We start from the raw sequence: 20,252 nt of genomic DNA, 5'->3' as shown, positions 1-20,252 counted from the left end.
CGCGAGTGGCGGTCATTCCACCCAACCCTTGACGCCCCCTCCCTCCCGCCCTATGCTCCGCTTCCCGTGGGATTTGAGCCGGTCGGCTTGCGGCCACGTTAAAAACCGCTAAAAGGCCGGGGGATTCCACCCGGCCGTCGGCCGGGTTTTTTTATGGGCCCAGGGACCCTTGGTGATCATGGCACGGCGTACGCCCCGCAACGTTGCGGACAAGTGGAAACTCTCGACCAAGCTGGTGCGCGGCGGCACCAATCGCTCCGATTTCGGCGAAACCGGCGAGGCGATCTTCATGACCTCCGGCTTCCGCTACGATAGCGCCGAAGTCGCCGAGGCCCGCTTCAAGGGCGAGGCCGAGGGCTTTACCTATTCGCGCCTGGGCAATCCCACCACGGCCATGTTCGAGGAACGCATGGCGATCCTGGAAGGGGCACCGCTGGCCCGCGCCACCGCGTCGGGCATGGCCGCGGTCCATGCCGCGCTGATGTGCCAACTCAAGACCGGCGACCGGGTGGTATCCAGCCGGGCGCTGTTCGGCTCGTGTCGCTATATCCTCGACGACATCCTGCCGCGCTTCGGCGTCTCCGTGACCTATGTCGATGGCGGCGACCTCAACCAGTGGGAAGATGCCCTGCGCGCGCCCGCCAACGTGGTGTTCCTGGAAACCCCGGCCAACCCGACGCTGGACGTGATCGACCTGAAGGCGGTGACGGACCTCGCCCACAAGGCCGGGGCCTGCGTGGTCATCGACAATGTCTTCGCCACGCCCATCCTGCAGCGGCCGATGGAATACGGCTGCGACGTGGTGGTCTATTCCGCCACCAAGCATATCGATGGGCAGGGCCGGTGCCTGGGCGGCGCTGTGCTGTGCGGCCAGGATTTCTTCGACAGGCACTTGAACCAGTACCTGCGCCACACCGGGCCGTCGCTGTCGCCGTTCAATGCCTGGCTGCTGCTGAAAGGCCTGGAGACGCTGGAGCTGCGGGTCACGCGGCATTGCGAGAATGCGGCCAAGGTGGCGGGCTTCCTCGACGGCGCCAAGGGCCAGGGCCGGCTGAAGGCCGCGTCCTATCCCGGCCTGCCGTCGCATCCCCAGCACAACCTGGCGCTGGCCCAGATGTCGGGCCAGGGCGGCTCGGTCGTCACGCTGGAGGTCGAGGGCGGGCGCGCGGGCGCGTTCAAGCTGATGAACCGGCTGGAACTGATCGACATCTCCAACAACCTGGGCGATTCCAAGAGCCTGGTCACCCATCCCTCGTCGACCACGCACCAGCGGCTGCCGGCGCCGGAGCGCGAGCGGGTGGGGATCACCGAGGGCTTCATGCGCCTTTCGGTGGGCCTGGAGGATGCGGGCGACCTGATCGCCGATCTGGATCAGGCGATCGGGTAGGGTTGGTATCCGCCCCCGTTGTCGTCACCCCGGCGCAGGCCGGGAATGACGGCTGCTAACCCATCGCCCCATCGTCGTGGGTGCGGATGAGGTCCAGGAACGGCGCGGCGTAGCGGTCCAGCTTGGCCTGGCCGACACCCGGCACCTGGGCGAAGTCGCCGCGGTCCTGGGGGCGGCGGCGGGCCAGTTCGATCAGGGTCGTGTCGTGGAAGATCACATAGGGCGGCACGCCCTGTTCCTTGGCCAGGGCCAGGCGCAGCGCGCGCAGGGCGGAGAACAGGGCACCTTCGGCGCCATCGCTGGGGCGGGCGGTGGGCGTGCCGTTCGACCGGCTGCGCTTGGGCGCAATGGCGGGCGGCGGATCCTCGCGCAGTTCGACCCGGCGCTCGCCGCGCAGCACCTCGCGCGAGCCCTGGCCCAGCACCAGGGCACCGTGCCGCTCCAGGTCGACTTCGACCAGGCCTAACGCGGCCAATTGCCGGATGGTGCCGCGCCAGGCGTCGCGGCTGCGCTCCTTGCCCACACCGAAGGTCTTGATCTGGTCGTGGCCGAAGCTCTTCACCTTCTCGGTCTCGTGGCCGATCAGCACATCGATGACATGGACGGCGCCGAAACGCTCCCCGGTGCGATAGATGCACGACAGCGCCATCTGCGCCTCGATCGTGCCGTCGCGGGTCTTCACCGGGTTGAGGCAGATATCGCAATTGCCGCAGGGCTTCTCCAGGGTCTCGCCGAAATAGCCGAGCAGCACCTGGCGGCGGCAGCGGGCACTTTCGCAAAAGCCGAGCAGCGCTTCGAGCTTGGCCTTCTCCACCCGCTTGTGGGTCTCGGCGGCTTCGGATCCGGCCATGAGCTGGCGCAGGCGGGCGACATCCTCCAGGCCGTAGAACAGCAGGGCTTCCGAGGGCAGGCCGTCCCGCCCGGCGCGGCCGGTTTCCTGGTAGTAGGACTCGATGGTCTTGGGCAGGTCGAGGTGGACGACGAAGCGCACGTCGGGCTTGTCGATCCCCATGCCGAAGGCGATGGTTGCCACCATCACCACGCCGTCCTCCTTCAGGAAGCGGTCGTGGTTGCAGGCACGCACCTCGCGGTCCAGCCCGGCGTGATAGGGCAGGGCGGGCACGCCCTGGGCCACGCACCATTCCGCCATGGTCTCGACCTTGGCGCGGCTCATGCAATAGATGATGCCGGCCTCGCCCTTGCGCCCGTCCAGGAAGCGCTTCAGGCCGACCCGGGGTTCGAGCTTGGGCACCACGGTGTAGCGGATATTAGGCCGGTCGAAGCCGGCCATGAACAACGGCGCCTCGTCCAGCCCCAGGCGCTTGGCGATGTCGGCGCGGGTCGGGCCATCGGCGGTGGCGGTCAGGCCGATGCGCGGGACAGTGGGATAGCGCCGGTGCAGGACCTCCAGTTGCAAATATTCCGGCCGGAAATCATGGCCCCATTGGGAGACGCAATGGGCTTCGTCGATCGCGAACAGGGCGATGGGCGCCTCGTCCAGCAGGTCGAGGAAGCGGTCGGTCAGCAGCCGTTCGGGCGCCACATAGACCAGGTCGAGATCGCCCTTCACCAGGGCCCGTTCGACCGCCCGCGCCTCGTTGGCATCCAGCGCCGAATTGAGCGCGGCGGCGCGCACGCCGACCTGGCGCAGCGCCTCCACCTGGTCCTGCATCAGGGCGATCAGGGGCGAGACCACCACGCCCACGCCGGTCCGGCACAGGGCGGGGATCTGGTAGCACAGCGACTTGCCGCCGCCGGTGGGCATCACCACCAGGCAATCGCCGCCGCCGATCACATGGTCGACGATCGCGGCCTGTTGCCCGCGAAAGGCATCAAAGCCGAACACATCACGCAGAACGGCCAGGGGTTGGGGCAGTGGGGGACTCATGCCCCGCTTATAGGGGCTGCGGGTTGACGGGGGAAGGGGGCCGGCAGCGCCAAGCACGCGCTGCCGGCAATCCTGCTAGCGATCGGTGAGCGGCAGGTGGTGCTTGGCCCGAAGCCGGGCGATCGCTTCGGGGCTGACGGCGAGATAGCGGCCGATCCCTTCATCCGACATGCCCAGGTCGACCAGGGCGGAGAGCGAGGACACCGGCACCGGCCACAGGGCCCGGCGGCGGGGTACTTGGTGGGACAGGTGGTCGCCTGCGGTGTTGGGGCGATACGAAGATCCTGGCATGTTTACCTCCCTGGCTAAGGTGTCCCTGGCGCCCCTGGCGAGCGACGGGGACCGGTGGTCAGGTTTGGGGTGGTACGGGTGTGCTTTGCCGGGCGGCATCCAGCCATGACGCCATGCCGTCGCGCGCGGCCGCCATGCCGATGTCCATCAGCTTGGTGCTTTCTTCGAGATAGGCCTCGGCCGCCGCCTTGGCCCAGTCGCGCTGGACACTGATCATGGTCGTCGGGTTGTCGCAATCGGCGAGCGAGGCTTGCAGTTCCTGGTCCGCTTTCAACCGTGCGGCGATGAATGACGAGAATTCGCTCTGCCATTGGGCGCAGGCCTGGGCGAAAACCTCGCCGCTGTGAGCGAAGGCCGTCATCAAGGCGCCGTTCAGGGGGCCGCCAACGGCATGAGGGCCGCCGCCGTCGTGGCGCTGGAGCCATTGGTCGATGCCTGTTTTGCCATGGGGATTTCTCCTTTCATGTCGACGTCGGGTTCGTTTTGAAAACGAGGGGGCATAGCGCCCCGTGGTGCATGCACCGGCACAAAAATCGGTTCTCGATGCTTGTTCCAGGCTGACCTGGATGCTCAACGATGCCGTTTGCTTGCCACTCTGGTTGCTTGCCAATCTGGCTTCGGGCGATCCGCTGATTATCTGTTACGAACAGAACCTGCGAAGGATTCGGGGCCGGTCCGGGCGAGGGGGTTTCCCTCGAAGCAATAAGGCATATGCGGATGCCAAAGGCACCCTAGCATCGATCCCGCGCCAGCGGAACCCTTGGGGGAAATTAATCGATGGGCGGGGTCGGTCCCCGGCCTGTCACAGCAGTTTGGCGACCTCGTCCAGCATGACGGCCGAGGCGCCGCCACCCAGCGAATGGGGCCTGGTGTCGCGCCAGATGCGCTCGATCTCGGCCTCGCGCATGTAACCCATGCCGCCATGAAGCTGCACGCATTTGTCGACCGCGCGCTTCAGCAATTCAGGCACCAGCGCCTTGACCATGGTCGCTTCCATGCGGGCGCTCTCGCCCCGGCTCTTCTTCGCCGCGGCGTGATAGACCAGCAGCTTGGCGGCGGCCAGTTCGCTGCTCATCTGGGCCATGTCGTGGCGGATCGATTGCAGGTCCCACAGCATGCCGCGATAGGCCGGCCGCTCTTTCAGCCAGCGCAGGGTGATCTCGATCGCCCGCTCGGCCAACCCTAAGCACTGGCTGCCGATGCTCAGGCGCTCGTGCTCGATGCCCTGCATCATCAAATAGAAGCCCCTGTGCTCCTCGCCCAGCAGGTTGGCGGCGGGCACGCGGCAATCGGTGAAGAACAGGTCGCTCATATCGGCGCATTGCCAGCCGGTCTTCTCGAACCTGGCGCCGATGCTGAAGCCCGGCGTGCCCTTCTCGACCAGGAAGATCGAGAAGCCGGTGGCGCCCTTGGCCTCCGGGTCGGTGCGGGCGACCACCACGAACAGGTCGCCGCAGTAGGCATTGGTGATGAAGGTCTTCTGGCCGTTCAGGATGTAGCTGTCGCCATCCTTGCGCGCACTGGTCTTCATGCGGATCAGGTCCGAGCCGCCGCCGGGCTCGGTCACGCCCAGGGCGCAGATGCGCTCGCCGGCGATGATGCCGGGCAGGTAGCGGGCACATTGCTCGGCACTGCCGTTGCGCCGGATCATGGGGGCCGCGATATCGGCGTGATCGGTGACCGAGGCGCCGAAGCCGCCGAAACCCGAACGGCCCAGTTCCTCGCCGAAGACCACCGAGCCCAGGGTATCGAAGCCCGAACCGCCGTATTCGACCGGCATGGAAAGGCCCAGGAAGCCCAGCTCGCCCATGCGCCGGAAGGCCTCCGCCGGGATCTGTCCGGCCTTTTCCCAGGCCTTGGCGGCGGGCATCACCTCGGTCTCGACAAAGCGGCGCAACTGGCCCCGCAGCATGCGGTGCTCTTCGGTCAGGAAGGTGCTGTCGAGATCGATCATGCGCGTTTGAACCTCCGGTATCGCGGCCGATTAGGCGGCGGGCAGCGGGCCGGCGCCCCCACCTTTGGACGGGGCAGCCTGGCCGGGGCCGGGATCATGGTGGGGCCACGCTGAAGGGATGGCCCGTGATGAAGGTGCTGATCGTCTATGCCCATATGGAGCCGCAGTCGTTCAACGCGGCGCTGCTGGCGCAGGCACGCGCAAGCTTTGCCGCCCGCGGCTGGCCGGTCCAGGTCAGCGACCTCTATGCCATGAACTTCGATCCGGTGGCGCGGCCGGGCGACTTCAAGAGCCGCGCCAACCCCGATTTCATGTCCTACGACAAGGAACAGCGCGCGGCCTGGGCCGCGAAGAGCTTCGCCGACGATATCGCGGCCGAGATCGAGAAGCTGATCTGGTGCGACCTGCTGATCCTGCAATTTCCCCTGTGGTGGTTTTCCGTGCCGGCGATCCTCAAAGGCTGGATCGACCGGGTCTTCGCCCTCGATTTCGCCTATGGCGGCGGGCGCTGGTACGACAAGGGCGGCCTGGCCGGGCGCCGGGCAATGCTCTCGACCACCATGGCAGCCTTCCCCCAGATGATGGCGCCCGACGGCATCAACGGCGACACCGACGTCAACCTGTGGCCGCTGCAGAACGGCGTGCTCGCCTTCTGCGGCTTCGACGTGCTCAATCCTTTCGTCGCCAATGCCGTCACCTATGTCGACGACGGCGCCCGCAAGGATATGCTGGAAGCCTATGGGCGGCGGCTGGCCGCGATCGATGCCGAGACACCGCGCCAGTTCCATCGGCGCGACGAGTTCGATCGCCAATGGCGGCTGAAGGGGGTGGTCCCCGCACGGTCGGCCACTTCTTCGCCGGCCAGGCGCCCGAGGTGCTGGCCGGTTTGAAGAAATAAGACGCTAGGATCAGCGCAGTGCGTCCTTCGAGACGCCACCTTCGGTGGCTCCTCAGGATGAGGAGAATCTTTGTGCCACTACAGATCCCCTCATCCTGAGGAGGCCCGCAGGGCCGTCTCGAAGGACGCAATCTGTTACCGCCACTCACCGGCCCTGGAACGCCGGCTTGCGCCTAGCCAGTACCGCGGCGATGCCTTCCTTCACGTCGGCGCTGCGGCAGGCATCGGAGAGGTAGCGGGCTTCCTGTTCCAGGTGGCCTTCGAAGCCGGCATTGAAGGTGCCCAGCAGCAATTGGCGGATGGCGCCGAAGGCCTGGGTCGGCCCTTCGGCCAGGCGCCGGGCCGTCGCTTCCGCTTCGGCCGGCAGTTGCTCGTCGTCGACCACGCGGGTGACCAGGCCGATGCTCGCCGCCTCGGCCGCATCGATGCGGCGGTTGGTCAGGGCCAGTTCCTGGAACCGGCGCAGGCCGATCAGGCGGGGCAGGGTATAGGTGGTGCCGCCGTCGGGCGAGAAGCCGATGCCGGTATAGGCGATGGTGTAATGCGAGGCGCGCGCGGCGATGACGATGTCGCCCAGTGCCGCCAGGGCGACGCCGGCCCCCGCCGCCGCCCCTTGTACCGCGACCACCAGGGGCGCCCGCATGCGGGCAAGCTTGGACAGGGCAGCGTGGAACTCGATGGTCAGTTCCTTGACCGCCAGCGGCAGGTTGTCCGACTTGACGAAGGTGCCCAGGTCGCCGCCGACGCAGAAATTCTTGCCGTCAGCCTTCAGCAATACGGCGCGGACCTCGGGATTCTCGTCGCAGGCCAGGGCGACGTCGCGCAGGGCCCGGGCATTGTCATAGCCCAGGGCGTTGCCCTTGTCGGGCCGCGCCAGGGTAATGGTGGCAAGGCCGTTGTCGACCGCGAGGGTGACCGATGGGATATCTTCGCTCATGATGCTCTCCAATTCAGCGTAAGGCGGCGGCCGGGATCCAGCGGGTGTGGAAACCTGCCGGCACGCGCTGGGGCAATTTGATCCGGGCGACCGGGCCCTTGGTGAAATCCTGGGCCGCCTCGATCCACAGTTCGCTGGTGGCCTCGGCCTCGTTGCTGACGAAGCTCAGGACATAGCCGTCGTCTTCACTGGTCGAAGCGTCGGCCGCGGCAAAGCACGGCTCGTTGCTGAAATGCCCCCGGGGCAGGCGCAACTGCTCGCGCCGGCCGGTCTTCAGGTCGAACTTGGCCAGGCCCTCGGCCTTCAGGGTGCGGGCGCTCATCTGGATCGCCCCGGCATAGCCGAAGCGGGCGCCCGAACAGATGAAGGCGTCGTTGACGCGGGGGAATTCGATGTAGAGGTCGTCGACCACGCCCTCGCGCACCGTGCCGTCGCGCGTGTTCAGGCGCCATTGGTAGAGCTGCGAGTCGAAGCGATGCTCGCCGTCGACCATGGGCCGGTCGTCATGGACCTGGCCGCGGGCATCGACGCGGGTGGCACCGTCCAGGCGGGCGCCCAGCAGGACGAAATCATCCCCCTCGTCCCAGGCACACATCAGGTGCCACATGAAGCAGGGCTTGATCTCGAACCAGCGCACTGGCGCGCTCTCGTCGCGGCGGTCGACCAGGCCGATCCGTGCCGGCTTGGCATCGTTCAGCACGAAACCCAGGGCCTCGGCCCGGTTCATGTCGATCATCAGGGGGAAATCGAAGACGCCGACATAGCGATTGCTCAGCGCCACGTCGTGCTGCACCCGCGGGCCGGGCAGCTCGACCGGGGTAACCCTGGCGATCCTGCCGGTGGCATCGGCGACACCCACGGAAAGGTAGGGCCGCCTGGTGCCCCAGGAAATGAAATGCAGCTCGCCCGTCGCCGGGTCGAGCTTCACATGCGAGGTCATGCCGATGTTCAGCGTGCCGTTGTAGTCATAGGTGCCGATGGTCTTCAGGTCCGGCAGGCTCAGCTCATAGGGCTCGCCGCCCTCCCACCACAGGGCCAGCAGGCGGCCGTTGTGATGGACCAGATCGGTATTGGCCACGTTCTTGTGGCGTGGCCCCTGGCCGGGCAGGGCCAGCGAACCGCTGTAGCTGGCCTTGCCGGCGGCGATATCGTCGTCCAGGCCCTTGGTGCGGACATAGCGGTTGCGATAGGTCGCCTTGCCGTCCTCGAACTGCACGCCGTGGACCATGCCGTCGCCGTCGAACCAGGAATGGCCGGGGTTGGGCGCGAAGGCCGGGTTGGGCGTGTTCTGGACGAAGATGCCGTTCAGATTGCGCGGAATCTCGCCGATCACCGCCACCGGCGGGCCGGTGACCTCGCGGTTGACCGGGGCATAGAGGCCGCTGGTAAAGGCGGCGACCCAGTCGCTGGGCGAGTGTTTTTGCGCAATCGACATCGCTATTCCCCACGGATCGGTTCGCCGCCATTCTTGGCTCGCCGCCGTCCCGGCAACCTGATCAAAGGTTGGGGTCGGTCGAGGGAGAGGGCGCGATAGCGTGCGCCAGAACAAGAAAGAGTGCCGATGACCACGCTTGCTCAATTCGAAACCGTCACCGTCCGCCTCGATGGCCATGTCGCGACCATCGAGCTCAACCGGCCCGACAAGCTGAACGCCTTCAACGCCCAGATGCGCTACGACATCACCGATGCCTTCGATGTGACCGACGGCAACCCGGATGTCCGCGCGGTGATCATGACCGGGGCCGGCCGGGCCTATTGTGCCGGGGCGGACTTGAGCGCCGGCGGTGCCACCTTCGACTACGACAATCCGCAGTCGCGCCCGCGCCATCCGCGCCTGACCGACGCGGAAATCGGCCGCGACGGCGGCGGCATGGTCACCTTGCGCATCTTCGAAAGCCTGAAGCCCGTGATCGGGGCGATCAACGGCCCGGCGGTGGGCATCGGCGTCACCATGACCCTGCCCATGGATATCCGCCTGGCCTCGACCACGGCCCGGTTCGGCTTCGTCTTTGCCCGGCGTGGCATCGTGCCGGAAGCGGCTTCGAGCTGGTTCCTGCCCCGGGTGGTGGGGGTCTCGACCGCGCTGGAATGGTGCTATTCCGGCCGCGTCTTCCCGGCCGCCGAGGCGCTGTCACGCGGCCTGGTCCGCTCGGTCCACGAGCCCGACGACCTGCTGCCCGCGGCCATGGCCATTGCCACCGAGATCGCCGAACAGTCGGCCCCCGTCTCGGTCAGCCTCACGCGCCAGATGATGTGGCGCATGCTGACCGCCGATCACCCGATGGAGGCGCACAAGGTCGACAGCCGCCTGGTCAAGGCCCGCGGCAAGACGGCGGATGCCAAGGAAGGCGTCATGTCCTTCATCGAGAAGCGCGCACCCAACTATCCCGACCGGGTACCGGCCGATATGCCGGCCGAGTTTCCGTGGTGGACGGACCGGCCGTGGGAGTAATCACATCCATCCCTCTCCGCCGCAGGCGGGGGAGAGGGAAGGGGCCCATCGCGTCAGCGATGGGAAGGGTGAGGTGGTGGGTCGGGACAGATCACGCTTCACGCCATCCACCCACCTCACCCCACCCTCTCCCCCCTGAAGGGCGGAGAGGGCTACCAAGACCCGGCAGCCGTCATCCCGGCGAAGGCCGGGATCCATTTTGATGCAGCGCGCGCCATCACCGCGATCACGCCTGACCTCATGATGGATTCCGGCCTTCGCCGGAATGACGACAGTGAGTTTCCCTCTCCGCCGCTTGCGGGGGAGAGGGAAGGGGCCCATCGCGTCAGCGATGGGAAGGGTGAGGTGGTGGGATGGGACAGATCACGCCTTACGCCGCCGACCCACCTCACCCTCTCCCCCCTGAAGGGCGGAGAGGGCTTTTTTACATCAGCACGCCCATCTGGCGGCCGCGGGCGATGGCGGCGGTGCGGGTCTTTACGCCAAGCTTGTTGAAGACGTTGTGCAGGTGCCATTTGATGGTGGGCACGGCGACCAGGGTCTGCTGCGCGATCTGGGCGTTGGTCAGGCCGCTGGCGGCGAGCGAGAGGACCTTGATCTCGCCGGCCGTCAAGGGTTCCAGCGGCAGGTCGTCGTCGTCGCCATGGACTTCGGCCTGGTGCAACGAGACGTCGCAGGCCCGGGCGATCGCCTCGGCCAGGGTGACGCAGGCCGGCTCGATCCGGCCCGACAGCCGCCGGGCGTGGTCGAGCAGCGCCGGGGCCAGGCCGCGCAGCAGGGCGGCATCGTCGACGAAGGTGCGGTTGAGGCCCAGGGGGGCCGCGCGTTCGATCGCGGCCCACAGGGTCTTCAGGGCGCCGGCCATGTCGCCGTCCGCGGCTTGCGCGGCGGCCTTCAGCACGCAAGCCTCGGCCCATATCCGCAGGCGCCGGCCGGTCGCCGCCGGCGACATGAGGGTGGACAGGGTGGCCAGGGCCGGCCTGGTGGCGCCGTCGGCGATGTGGCGCCGGGCGGTGACCAGGCGTACCCGCTCGGCGATGGCGGGGCAGTGGCGGGTGGCGCTGTCGACCAGCACGTCGAGATCGGTCAGGTCGCTTTCGAAGCGGTGCGAGCGGCGCTCGTCGGGCTGGCGCAGGATCGCTTCGATCCTTGCCAGGCGCAGCAGGCTGCGGCAGCGCTTGCCGAAACGCCGTTCGGTGGTGTGTTCGGCGTCGCGGGCAAAGCGCAGCGCGGCCTCCAGCCCCTGGTCGATCTCGCACAGGCGGATGGCGGTGCGCAGGCCGGCAAAGGCGGTCTCGGTGATGCCATGGCGCAGACCGTCCAGCAGGTTGCGGTCAAGGATCGCGCGGGCCGCGTCGAGATCGCCCATCTCGTAGAGGCAGGCGGCGCGGACCAGTTCGCAGGTGCGCTTGATGGCGCCGCGGCAGGCGCTTTGCGCCAGCGCCCGCTCCACCTCGCTCAAGGCCAGCGCCGGATTGCCGCCATCGATCGCCTGCAGGGCGGCGGCGATGGTGATCCAGGTCTGGAGATAGGCGCTGTCGGTGCGGCTGGCGTCGGACCGTGCCGTGTCCAGGGCGACTGCCGCCTTGATCGGGTCCAGGGTCGCGGCGCAGGAGAGCGACAGCATGATCGACACGGTTACCCGGTCGACCAGCGGTGCGCCCTGTGCTTCCGACAGCCAGCGCGTGGCCTCGCTGCGGACCAGGTCGAAGTCATCGAAGCCGTAGGCGACCAGCAGGCGCAGCAGCTTCATGCGCCCCGGCCCGTCGCCATTGGCGGCGGCCACGGTCTGGGCCTGCTCGATCAGGCGGGCGGTGTGGGCGAAGTCGCCCTTGAAGGCGGCACTGCGGCCGATCCAGAAGGTATTCTCGGGCGATAGTTTCACCGCCTTGGGCAGGCCTTCGACCAGCGGCAGCACGTCGTGCACCTCGCCGTCGCGGGCGAAGATGTCGTCGGCGTGCAGGCCCAGCAGCACGGCGGCATCCTCGGCCCGGCCGGCACGCAACTGGTAGTTCGCGGCGATCACCCATTGGGCCCGCGCCTCGTACCAGTCGGCCGCCTTGCGCAGGATGTCGTCCAGCCGGGCGGGCGCCTGGCGGGCGAGGCGGGCGCCGAGATAGTCACGCCACAGGCCATGCAGCCGCAGCGAGCGTTCCTCGCGGTCGCCGTAAGCCGCGAAGGGGCAGGCTTCGGTGGCGCGGGCCATCAAGTCATCCGGGTTGTCGCCCAGGATGACCCGCAACAGCTCGGCCGGCGCCGTGTCCAGCGGGGCGACGGTGTGCAGGAAATCCGCCAGGTCCGCCGGCAGGGCGGCCAGGAGATCGTCGAAGAACGAGGCAAATTCCCGGTTGGCGCTGGAAAAATCACGGGCGATCTCGGCCAGGTCCTCGCCGCGGGCAAGGCGGCGTTCGACGATCCTCAGCGCCGCCGGCCAGCCTTCGGTGCGGCGGATCAAGGTCTCGAGCGCGCGCTCCTCGCCGGGCGACAGCCGGCTGTGGAACAGCGCACGGGCTTCCTCGGGCGAGAAGACCAGGTCGGCCATGCCGAATTCTTCCAGCTTGCTGTCCAGCAGCAGGCTGCCCAGGCCGCAACGGAAGCGGTGGTGCGAGGCGGCGACGATGCGAATGTCGCCATAGCCATGGTGGAACAGGCTGACCACGAACGCCCGTTGCGGCTGATCGTCGGCGTGGTGGAAATCGTCGATGAAGACGCAGACCGGGTTGCCCGCCCGGGCGGCGAGGTTCAGCAGCAGGGCCGCGGCCGCCTTGGCATCGGCGATGGGCTCGTTGGGCAGGGTGCCGCCATGCTGGCGCACGGTCTGGCCGATCGCCTCGACCAGGCGAGCGGTGAAGACCTTGCCGTCGCTGTCGGCCGGGGTGCAGGGCAGCGAGACGCAAGGCGTGCCGGCCTGATTGAACTGGCGCATCGCGGCGGCCATGGCCACGGTCTTGCCGGTGCCGGGCGGGCCCAGCAACACGGTCACCAGATTGCGGGCGACGCTGCCGCCGATCAGGCGGGTGATCCGCGGCCGCTCCATCTCGGCCCCGGGCAGCGGCAGCCGTTCCAGGATCGCGGTGCCATGGTCGCGCAGTACGCGCGTGGACCGTAAATCCGGGGCGAGATTGCTTCCCGCTGATGGCGTCATGAGCTGCCCTCCCGATGCAGGCCCTGGCCCCTCTCGAGAGGGATCGCACGGCCCCGTTCTTTTTCTTGTTGGTGGCGCTGGCGTCAGGCGCCGGCTCCCCTTGCCCAACTTTAGTTCAGAGGGGTGGGAGCAAGAATGTCTGCTCGAGACAATAAAATTGACCATTTCTGACAAATGAGCGATTTTTCGGCGATTGGAGACGCGGAGATCGCCCATGTCGCCCGGCCGCCAGGGACACGAAGAGGGCGCCGCCCCCGCGCCAAGGCACCCCTCGATCTCGCCCCGCATCTTCGAGGGCCTGGTCGCTGCCGCCCATGAATTCCGGCCGCACCGCACGGCCGATCCGGCGGCCGGGGCCCCGGGCCCGCCCACCGGCCTTGACGAGCGGATGACGTTTCGCGACTTCGCCCGGCAACTCACCCAATACGGCCGCGGCCTGGGCGACGAGAGCCTGGGCCTGATGAACGAGCCGCTGGCCCTGGGCAGCTTTCACATGACCACCCAGGCGGTGATCGGTGAGGCGGATCTTCATCGCGTGTGGCGCAAGTACGCGCGCTTCAACAGCCTGGTCACCCACGCCTACCCGATCGCCGTGGCGGACACCGTCGACCGCGTGCTGGTCCGCTGGGAGGCGGTCGACACCACCCGCTGCCACCCCCTGTTCCTCTATGTGCAAGTGCTGTTCCTGCAGCGGCTTTCGGCCTGGATGGTGGGGCGGCCGGCGATCGATGGAACCTTGCACGTCAATGCCCAGACCGCCCCCTATCTGGACGACTGGGCGCCGGCGATCTGGGGCCGGCCGGCGCCTGCCGATTTCTTCGGCTTCTCCATCCCCAAGGAAACCGCGCTGCTGCCCAACGTCCGCGATCACCAGGCGCTGAGCGCGATCATGCGGCGGCCGGCGGAATACATGCTGTTCGTCGAGGAGACCCCGCGGCTGAGCGAGCGGGTGCGCCGCATCCTGACCCTGCGGCCGGGCGAGATCGTCTCGCTCGAGGAGGTGTGCTGCGTCCTCAACATGCATTCGCGCACGCTCATGCGCCGGCTGGCCGATGAAGAGATCCGGTTTGTCGAATTGCGCGCGCAAGTGAAGTGCGAGGCGGCGGCGCGCCTCCTGACCAAGAGCACCCTGCCGATCGCCGAGATCGCCGCCCAACTGGGCTTTGCGGAACCGGCCAGCTTCATCCGCCTGTTCAAGCGCCAGATGGGCATGGCGCCCAGCGCCTTCCGCCGCCAGGCCGCCGCCACGGGGCACTGGTAGGCCCATCCAAGGTTGGGTGCGGACGATGTCCGCGCCGGGTTCCATCGTCGCCTCATGGCTGAAGATGGAACGCATATGCCCTCCGATCATCTCTCTCCCCGTCGCGTCGCCCTGGTCAGCGGGGCCGGTCGCGGCATTGGCGCCTCGATTGCCGCGGCCCTGGCCAAGGGCGGTGCAGACATCGCCCTCAACTACAATCGCGACGAAGCCGCGGCCCAGGAAACCGCGGCCCGCCTGACGGCGCTGGGTGCCCGGGTACGGCTCTATCAAGGTTCAGTCGGCGAGGCCGCCGACTGCGCGGCGATCGTCGAGGCGGCGGTCCGCGACTTCGGCCGCCTGGATATCCTGGTCCACAATGCCGGTATCGCCAGCCGCGGCCTGCCGGTGGCCAAGACCGCGCCCGAAGAGGTCGAGAAGCTGATGCGGGTGCATGCCTTCGGCGCCTTCTACCTGGCGCATTATGCCTTGCCCCATCTGCTGGCGGCGCCGCGCGGCGATATCGTCATGCTGTCCAGCATCGCAACGGCGGCCACCCCGGCCGGCGGCGCGCCCTATACCATGGCCAAGGCCGCGATCGAGGCACTGGCCAGAACCCTGGCCAAGGAGGTCAACCGTTCGGGGATCCGGGTCAACGTGGTGGCCCCGGCCTGACCGCGACCGAGATGGGTGGCCGCCTGGCCAAGGCGGTGACCGGGGTCGAGCGTATCGGCGATCTCGATGCCGTCTATCCCTTCGGCCATGTCTGCACGCCGCAGGAGGTGGCCGATGTCGTCGCCTTCCTGTGCTCGCCCGGCAACGGCTATGTCTCGGGCCAGGTGATCTATGTCGAAGGCGGCCAGGGCGGCGGCTTTCCGGCACCGCCCAAGCCTGCCCGGGTTGTCGACAAGGTGCCGGCATAAGGGGCGGGGAGCGGGATGTATCGCCGCACGGTACAGCGCTTCGTCGCCGGCGAGGTTGTGCCCTATCGCGAACAGATGCTGGTTTCAATCATTCCCATTATGGGCTGAATACTGCCGCTTACGACCAGCCCAACCCATCCTTGGTTGGGCTGGTTGCGGCGGCCCCGCCTCTAGAGTCCGCTGAAACGTGGAACACACACGTTCGCACGCCAGGACAAGAAAGAGGGGGAGGAATGACAAAGTCGTCCATCGCAGCCGCCGGGATGGTGCTGGCCATGCTGGCCGCATCGCCCGCGCTGGCCAAGGTGCCGCAAGCCCAGGCCGACCGGCTGGGCAAGGACCTGAGCCTGATCGGTGCGACCAAGGCGGGCAATGCCGACGGTTCCATCCCGGCCTATGACGGCGGCATCACCCGGCCGCCGGCCGGCTATACCCCCGGCATGCACCACGTCAGCCCCTTCGCCGCGGACCCGGTCAAGGCGACCATCACCGGGCAGAACATGGGCCAGTACGCGGGCAAGCTCAGCGTGGGCCAGCAAGCCATGCTGAAGACCTACCCGACCTACAAATTGCCGGTCTACCAGACCCGGCGTTCCTGCTCCCTGCCCGAGCGGGTCTATGAGGCGAGCAAGCGCAACGCCGTCACCGCGACCATGACCGAAGACCAGAACGGCCTCAACGACGCGATCCTGGGCGTTCCCTTCCCGATCCCGCAGAACGGGGTCGAGGCGATCTGGAACCACCGCCTGCGCTATCGCGGCTTCAAGTTCCGCCGCTGGTTCGCCTCGGCCGCGGTCAACCGCGACGGCTCCTTCGGCATGTTCAAGAACCAGGACGAAGGCATCATCCACTATTCCGGCCCCGGCCTCGCCACCATCGGCGATGTCACCGACATCAAGCAGCTCAACAATATCGGCATTTCGTACCTCAACATCACCACGGCGCCGGCCCGTGTCGCCGGCTCGATCGTGCTGGTGCTCGACACGATCAACGCCAAGGAGCTGCCGCGCCAGGCCTGGCAGTACAACCCGGGCACCCGGCGGGTGCTGCGCGCGCCCGAACTGTCCTACGACAACCCGCTGTTCAACACCGACGGCCTGGCCACAACCGACCAGTTCGACGTCTATAACGGCGCCACCGACCGCTACAATTTCGAACTGAAACCGTCCCAGGAAATGTACATCGGCTACAACGCCTACGAGCTGATGTCGGACAAGCACAAGTACAAGGAACTGCTGTCGCCCCTGCACCTCAACCAGGACTTCAGCCGTTACGAGCTGCACCGGGTCTGGGTGGTCGATTCCAAGCTGAAGGAGGGCACCCGCCACGTCTACGGCCGGCGCACCTTCTACCTCGACGAAGACAGTTGGAATATCGCCGCGGTCGATGCCTTCGATACCCGCGGTCAGCTCTGGCGGGTGCAGGATGCGCCGCAGGTCAACTACTATGACCTGCCGCTGTGCTCCTCGGCGCTGGAGGCCAATTACGACCTGCAGTCGGGGCGCTATGTCGTCTTCGGCCTGAAGAACGAGGAGAAGATGCTGGACTGGAATGTCCAGGATATCGACCCCTCGAAATTCTCGCCCGACGCCATCCGCCGCATGGGCACCCGCTGAGACCTGAAGAAACCAACGACAGACGTGGCCGTGTCGCCCCCGGGGTGGCCGGCCGCGAAGGGGGAGGGGACATGAACGCCAAGACCTTCAAGTGGCGCCCGGTACTGATGATGACCGCCGCCTGCGCCCTGGGCCTTTCGGCCACGGCACTCGCCTATGATTTCGAGCTGGGCGAGGAGGTAACCGGTACGGTCATCGTCTCGCTGTCGACCGGCGCCCAGATGCGCATGGCCGATCGCGACCCGCGCAACTACGGCTACTACTACGGCGGCAAGCTGATCTCGGCCGGCAATGACGACGGCAATCTCAATTTCGACAAATACGACATCATCAGCCAGACCTCGACCGCGCGGGCCGAGCTGTCGCTGAAATGGCAGAACTACCTGCTCTATGTCCGGGGCGCCGCCTTCTACGATTCGATCGCCGCCAACAACGACCTGGCGGATTTCCAGCCCGAGCTGCGCCCCTATACCAGCGGCCGCTATCATGACGGCGCCGACAACAAGGCGGATTGGGATGCCTATCTGCTCGACTACTATGTCCGCGGCAATTACACGGTGTTCGACCGGCCGCTGACCGTCACCGTGGGCAGCCAGATCCTGAACTGGGGCGAGGCGCTGTTCACCATCAACGGCATCTCGGTGATCAATCCGATCGACGTCGGCAAGATCCGCGTGCCGGGCGCCGAGCTCAAGGACGCCCTGATGCCGGTGCCGATGATCTCGGCCAGCATGGAACTGGCCAGCGGCCTGTCGGTCGAAGCCTTCTACCAGCTCGACTTCGAGCCCTTCAAGCTCGATACCTGCGGCAGCTTCTTCTCCTTCACCGACAATTTCTGCGACGGCGTGAAATACGCCACCACCTTCACCGATCCCTTCGATCCGCGGTCCTACACCGCCGGCACCGGCCTGAACCCGGCGGATTACGACGATCCCAACAGCGTCGCCATCGCGGTCAACGCCCCGCTGCACACGGAAGACGACCCGGACGAGACCGAATGGGGCGTGTCGCTGCGCTATTTCTCGCCCGACCTCAACAATACCGAATTCCAGCTCTACTACGTCAACTACACCTCGCGCCTGCCGTCGATCTATGCCCAGTCGCCGCAGCAGTTCGCGGCCGGCACGGGCCAATTGAATCTGGCCAGCGTGCCGCTGCCGGTGCTCCAGGGCCTGCTCGACCAGCTCGACGTCGATGAGCTCAATTCCCTGACCTCGGCGCTGTCCGGCGTGCTCGGCGGGCCGGTGACCGATCTGTTGGGCGCGCTCACCAACCCGGCCAGCAGTGCCCTGATCCAGCCGCCCTTCGGCACGGCGCCGCGCTCGACCGTGCTCGAGAATTTCGAGAACAGCCGGCTCAGCATCTACTACCCGACCGGGCTGGAGATGATCGGCTTTGCCTTCAACACGACCTACGATCCCTTGGCGGTGGCGATCAATGCCGAGGTCAGCTGGAAGCACAATGTGCCGATCTGGATCTCGGAGCCGGCCTTCATCGGCACCGCCTATAACGCGGCCGGTGGCGCACCGATCGACCAGGCGACCCGGGCGCTGACCCCGATCTGCGTCGCGGCCATCTGCGTGCCCAATCCCGGTGTCGCGCCGATCCTGGAGACCGGCTTCACCCCGGCCGACGACCAGTATATTCCCGGCCGGCGCTTCTACCTTGACGAACGCCACGATGTCTGGCAGGCGGCGGTGCGCTTCACCCAGATCCTGGGCGGCACCAATTGGGTCACCTCGCTGCTGGGTGCCAACCAGTTGATCGGCCTGGTCGAGTTCGGCGCCCTCTACATCGACCTGAACGAGGGCACGCAATATGCCGCCTACGGCCAGAACGGCTTCTCGGGCTTCCATACCCGGCCCTTGAATGTCGGTCCGGCCATGGTCGCCGACGAGATCCAGGCGACCTCGCTGGGCCCCGCCTTCCCGCCGACCTGGAAGCCGCCGACCGAATTCTCGGGCGGTGTCCAGGGCCTGTTCTTCTGGGACTATCCCAACGTCATGGACGGCGTCACCATGACCCCGTCGATCGGCTTCTCCCACGGCCTGTTCGGCTCGACGCCGGCGCCCAACCCCGGCTTCACCAAGAGCGTCACCTCGCTCAATTTCGGGCTGAAGTTCGACTACCTCGACAACTGGTCGCTCAGCGTCAACTACTTCAAGAGCTTCGGCGGCGGCGGCGGCCTGGGTGGTTCACGCAACCCCTACGTCGACCGCGACTTCGTCGGCGTCAACATCTCCTACATCTTCTGACGCCCAAGTTTTACCCGCGTATCCGGCACTTCCCTCCACGATGCCGGTACGCCACTCATCCCGGAATGCCTCATGTCTCCTCGGCATTCCGGGATTTTTTTTGGCCTTAAGCCTCAGAACGTGACGACGGCGCGGATTGACTTGCCGTGGTGCATGAGGTCGAAGGCGTCGTTGATCTGCTCGAGCGGCAGGACATGGGTGATCATCGGGTCGATCTGGATCTTGCCGTCCATGTACCAGTCGACGATCTTCGGCACATCGGTACGGCCGCGCGCGCCGCCGAAGGCGGTGCCGCGCCAGACCCGCCCGGTGACGAGCTGAAACGGCCGGGTCGAGATCTCCTGGCCGGCCCCGGCGACGCCGATGATGACGCTCTCGCCCCAGCCCTTGTGGGCGCATTCCAGCGCCTGGCGCATCACCGTGGTGTTGCCGGTGCAGTCGAAGGAATAGTCGGCCCCGCCCTTGGTCAGTTCCACCAGGTGGGCGACGATGTCGCCGCTGACCTTTTTCGGGTTCACGAAATGGGTCATGCCGAACTGGCGGCCCCAGGCTTCCTTGTCGTCGTTGAGGTCGACGCCGACGATCATGTTGGCACCGACGAGCTGCAAGCCCTGGATCACGTTGAGGCCGATGCCGCCCAGACCGAAGACCACGGCATTGCAGCCCGCCGTCGCCTTGGCGGTGTTGATCACCGCGCCGATGCCGGTGGTGACGCCGCAGCCGATGTAGCAGACCTTGTCGAAGGGCGCGTCGGTGCGGATCTTGGCCAGGGCGATCTCAGGCACCACGGTGTAGTTGGCGAAGGTCGAGGTGCCCATGTAGTGCAGCACCGGCTTGCCCTTGTAGGAGAAGCGCGAGGTGCCGTCGGGCATCTGGCCGCGGCCCTGCGTGATGCGGATCTTCTGGCACAGGTTGGTCTTGCGGCTGAGGCAGTAGTCGCACTGCCGGCATTCCGGGGTATAGAGCGGGATGACATGGTCGCCGGGCTTGAGCGTGGTCACCCCCGGGCCGACCTCGACCACCACGCCGGCGCCCTCGTGGCCCAGGATCGCGGGGAACAGGCCCTCGGGGTCGCTCCCTGAGAGGGTGAAGGCATCGGTGTGGCAGATGCCGGTGGCCTTGATCTCGACCAGCACCTCGCCCTCGCGCGGGCCTTCCAGTTGCACGGTGGTGACCTCGAGCGGCTTGCCGGCCTCGAAGGCGACGGCGGCGCGAACGTCCATGACAGCTATTCCTTATGGCAAAGCCGGCCGGGCGCGCGGCCCGGCC

Annotated in this window: 14 protein-coding genes, 1 pseudogene and 1 riboswitch; of the genes and pseudogenes, 7 read left to right on the top strand and 8 right to left on the bottom strand. The window is 67.1% G+C overall.

Annotated elements, in window-relative coordinates; translation table 11 throughout:
* Positions 1 to 56 precede the first annotated feature (56 nt).
* Positions 57 to 132: riboswitch (SAM riboswitch) on the top strand.
* Positions 133 to 178: 46 nt separating this feature from the next.
* Positions 179 to 1,387 (top strand): O-succinylhomoserine sulfhydrylase, encoded by a 1,209-nt coding sequence (metZ, locus tag D3874_RS26110; RefSeq protein WP_119782880.1) that lies wholly within the window; start codon positions 179 to 181, stop codon positions 1,385 to 1,387.
* Positions 1,388 to 1,442: 55 nt separating this feature from the next.
* On the opposite strand, the gene recQ is transcribed toward metZ, so the two are convergent.
* The 4 genes from recQ to D3874_RS26095 form a co-directional block, all read right to left on the bottom strand.
* Positions 1,443 to 3,275 (bottom strand): DNA helicase RecQ, encoded by a 1,833-nt coding sequence (recQ, locus tag D3874_RS26105; protein WP_119782648.1) that lies wholly within the window; start codon positions 3,273 to 3,275, stop codon positions 1,443 to 1,445.
* Positions 3,276 to 3,350: 75 nt separating this feature from the next.
* The gene (locus D3874_RS28230; RefSeq protein WP_147385873.1) at positions 3,351 to 3,566 is read right to left on the bottom strand and encodes a hypothetical protein; all 216 of its coding nucleotides are present in this window, start codon (positions 3,564 to 3,566) and stop codon (positions 3,351 to 3,353) included.
* Positions 3,567 to 3,624: 58 nt separating this feature from the next.
* Positions 3,625 to 4,176, bottom strand: a complete 552-nt coding sequence (locus D3874_RS28855) for a phasin family protein (protein WP_158596229.1) — start codon at positions 4,174 to 4,176, stop codon at positions 3,625 to 3,627.
* Positions 4,177 to 4,368: 192 nt separating this feature from the next.
* Positions 4,369 to 5,520, bottom strand: a complete 1,152-nt coding sequence (locus tag D3874_RS26095) for an acyl-CoA dehydrogenase family protein (protein ID WP_119782646.1) — start codon at positions 5,518 to 5,520, stop codon at positions 4,369 to 4,371.
* 128 nt (positions 5,521 to 5,648) lie between these two features.
* Between D3874_RS26095 and D3874_RS26090 the strand changes: the two genes are divergently transcribed.
* The gene (locus D3874_RS26090; RefSeq protein ID WP_119782645.1) at positions 5,649 to 6,410 is read left to right on the top strand and encodes an NAD(P)H-dependent oxidoreductase; all 762 of its coding nucleotides are present in this window, start codon (positions 5,649 to 5,651) and stop codon (positions 6,408 to 6,410) included.
* Between the two features lie 153 nt (positions 6,411 to 6,563).
* Here D3874_RS26090 and D3874_RS26085 read toward each other — a convergent pair whose 3' ends face one another.
* Both D3874_RS26085 and D3874_RS26080 read right to left on the bottom strand, forming a co-directional pair.
* Positions 6,564 to 7,355: an enoyl-CoA hydratase/isomerase family protein gene (locus D3874_RS26085; RefSeq protein ID WP_119782879.1), complete on the bottom strand. Its 792-nt coding sequence runs from the start codon at positions 7,353 to 7,355 to the stop codon at positions 6,564 to 6,566.
* A gap of 13 nt (positions 7,356 to 7,368) precedes the next feature.
* On the bottom strand, positions 7,369 to 8,790 hold the full coding sequence (locus D3874_RS26080; RefSeq protein ID WP_158596228.1) for a carotenoid oxygenase family protein: 1,422 nt from the start codon (positions 8,788 to 8,790) through the stop codon (positions 7,369 to 7,371).
* Between the two features lie 126 nt (positions 8,791 to 8,916).
* Between D3874_RS26080 and D3874_RS26075 the strand changes: the two genes are divergently transcribed.
* The gene (locus D3874_RS26075; RefSeq protein WP_119782878.1) at positions 8,917 to 9,807 is read left to right on the top strand and encodes a crotonase/enoyl-CoA hydratase family protein; all 891 of its coding nucleotides are present in this window, start codon (positions 8,917 to 8,919) and stop codon (positions 9,805 to 9,807) included.
* A 424-nt stretch (positions 9,808 to 10,231) separates the two neighbouring features.
* Here D3874_RS26075 and D3874_RS26070 read toward each other — a convergent pair whose 3' ends face one another.
* Positions 10,232 to 12,952: a LuxR C-terminal-related transcriptional regulator gene (locus D3874_RS26070; protein ID WP_158596227.1), complete on the bottom strand. Its 2,721-nt coding sequence runs from the start codon at positions 12,950 to 12,952 to the stop codon at positions 10,232 to 10,234.
* A gap of 214 nt (positions 12,953 to 13,166) precedes the next feature.
* On the opposite strand from D3874_RS26070, the gene D3874_RS26065 reads away from it, so the two are divergent.
* The 4 genes and pseudogenes from D3874_RS26065 to D3874_RS26050 all read left to right on the top strand — a co-directional run bounded on the left by D3874_RS26065 (position 13,167) and on the right by D3874_RS26050 (position 18,983).
* Complete coding sequence (locus D3874_RS26065) at positions 13,167 to 14,213, top strand: helix-turn-helix domain-containing protein (protein ID WP_119782642.1); 1,047 nt, start codon at positions 13,167 to 13,169, stop codon at positions 14,211 to 14,213.
* Between the two features lie 54 nt (positions 14,214 to 14,267).
* Positions 14,268 to 15,112 (top strand): annotated as a pseudogene (locus D3874_RS26060) (SDR family NAD(P)-dependent oxidoreductase).
* Positions 15,113 to 15,345: 233 nt separating this feature from the next.
* Positions 15,346 to 16,728, top strand: a complete 1,383-nt coding sequence (locus D3874_RS26055) for a DUF1329 domain-containing protein (RefSeq protein WP_119782641.1) — start codon at positions 15,346 to 15,348, stop codon at positions 16,726 to 16,728.
* A 71-nt stretch (positions 16,729 to 16,799) separates the two neighbouring features.
* Complete coding sequence (locus tag D3874_RS26050) at positions 16,800 to 18,983, top strand: DUF1302 domain-containing protein (RefSeq protein ID WP_119782640.1); 2,184 nt, start codon at positions 16,800 to 16,802, stop codon at positions 18,981 to 18,983.
* 113 nt (positions 18,984 to 19,096) lie between these two features.
* Here D3874_RS26050 and D3874_RS26045 read toward each other — a convergent pair whose 3' ends face one another.
* Entirely contained in the window at positions 19,097 to 20,206 is a 1,110-nt protein-coding gene (locus D3874_RS26045) for an S-(hydroxymethyl)glutathione dehydrogenase/class III alcohol dehydrogenase (protein ID WP_119782639.1), read from the bottom strand.
* Between the last annotated feature and the right edge of the window lie 46 nt (positions 20,207 to 20,252).

This window comes from Oleomonas cavernae (genome assembly GCF_003590945.1).
GTDB lineage: Bacteria > Pseudomonadota > Alphaproteobacteria > Zavarziniales > Zavarziniaceae > Zavarzinia > Zavarzinia cavernae.
The sequence above is the reverse complement of the archived record's forward strand: the minus strand, read 5'-3'. Positions and strand labels throughout refer to the sequence as shown.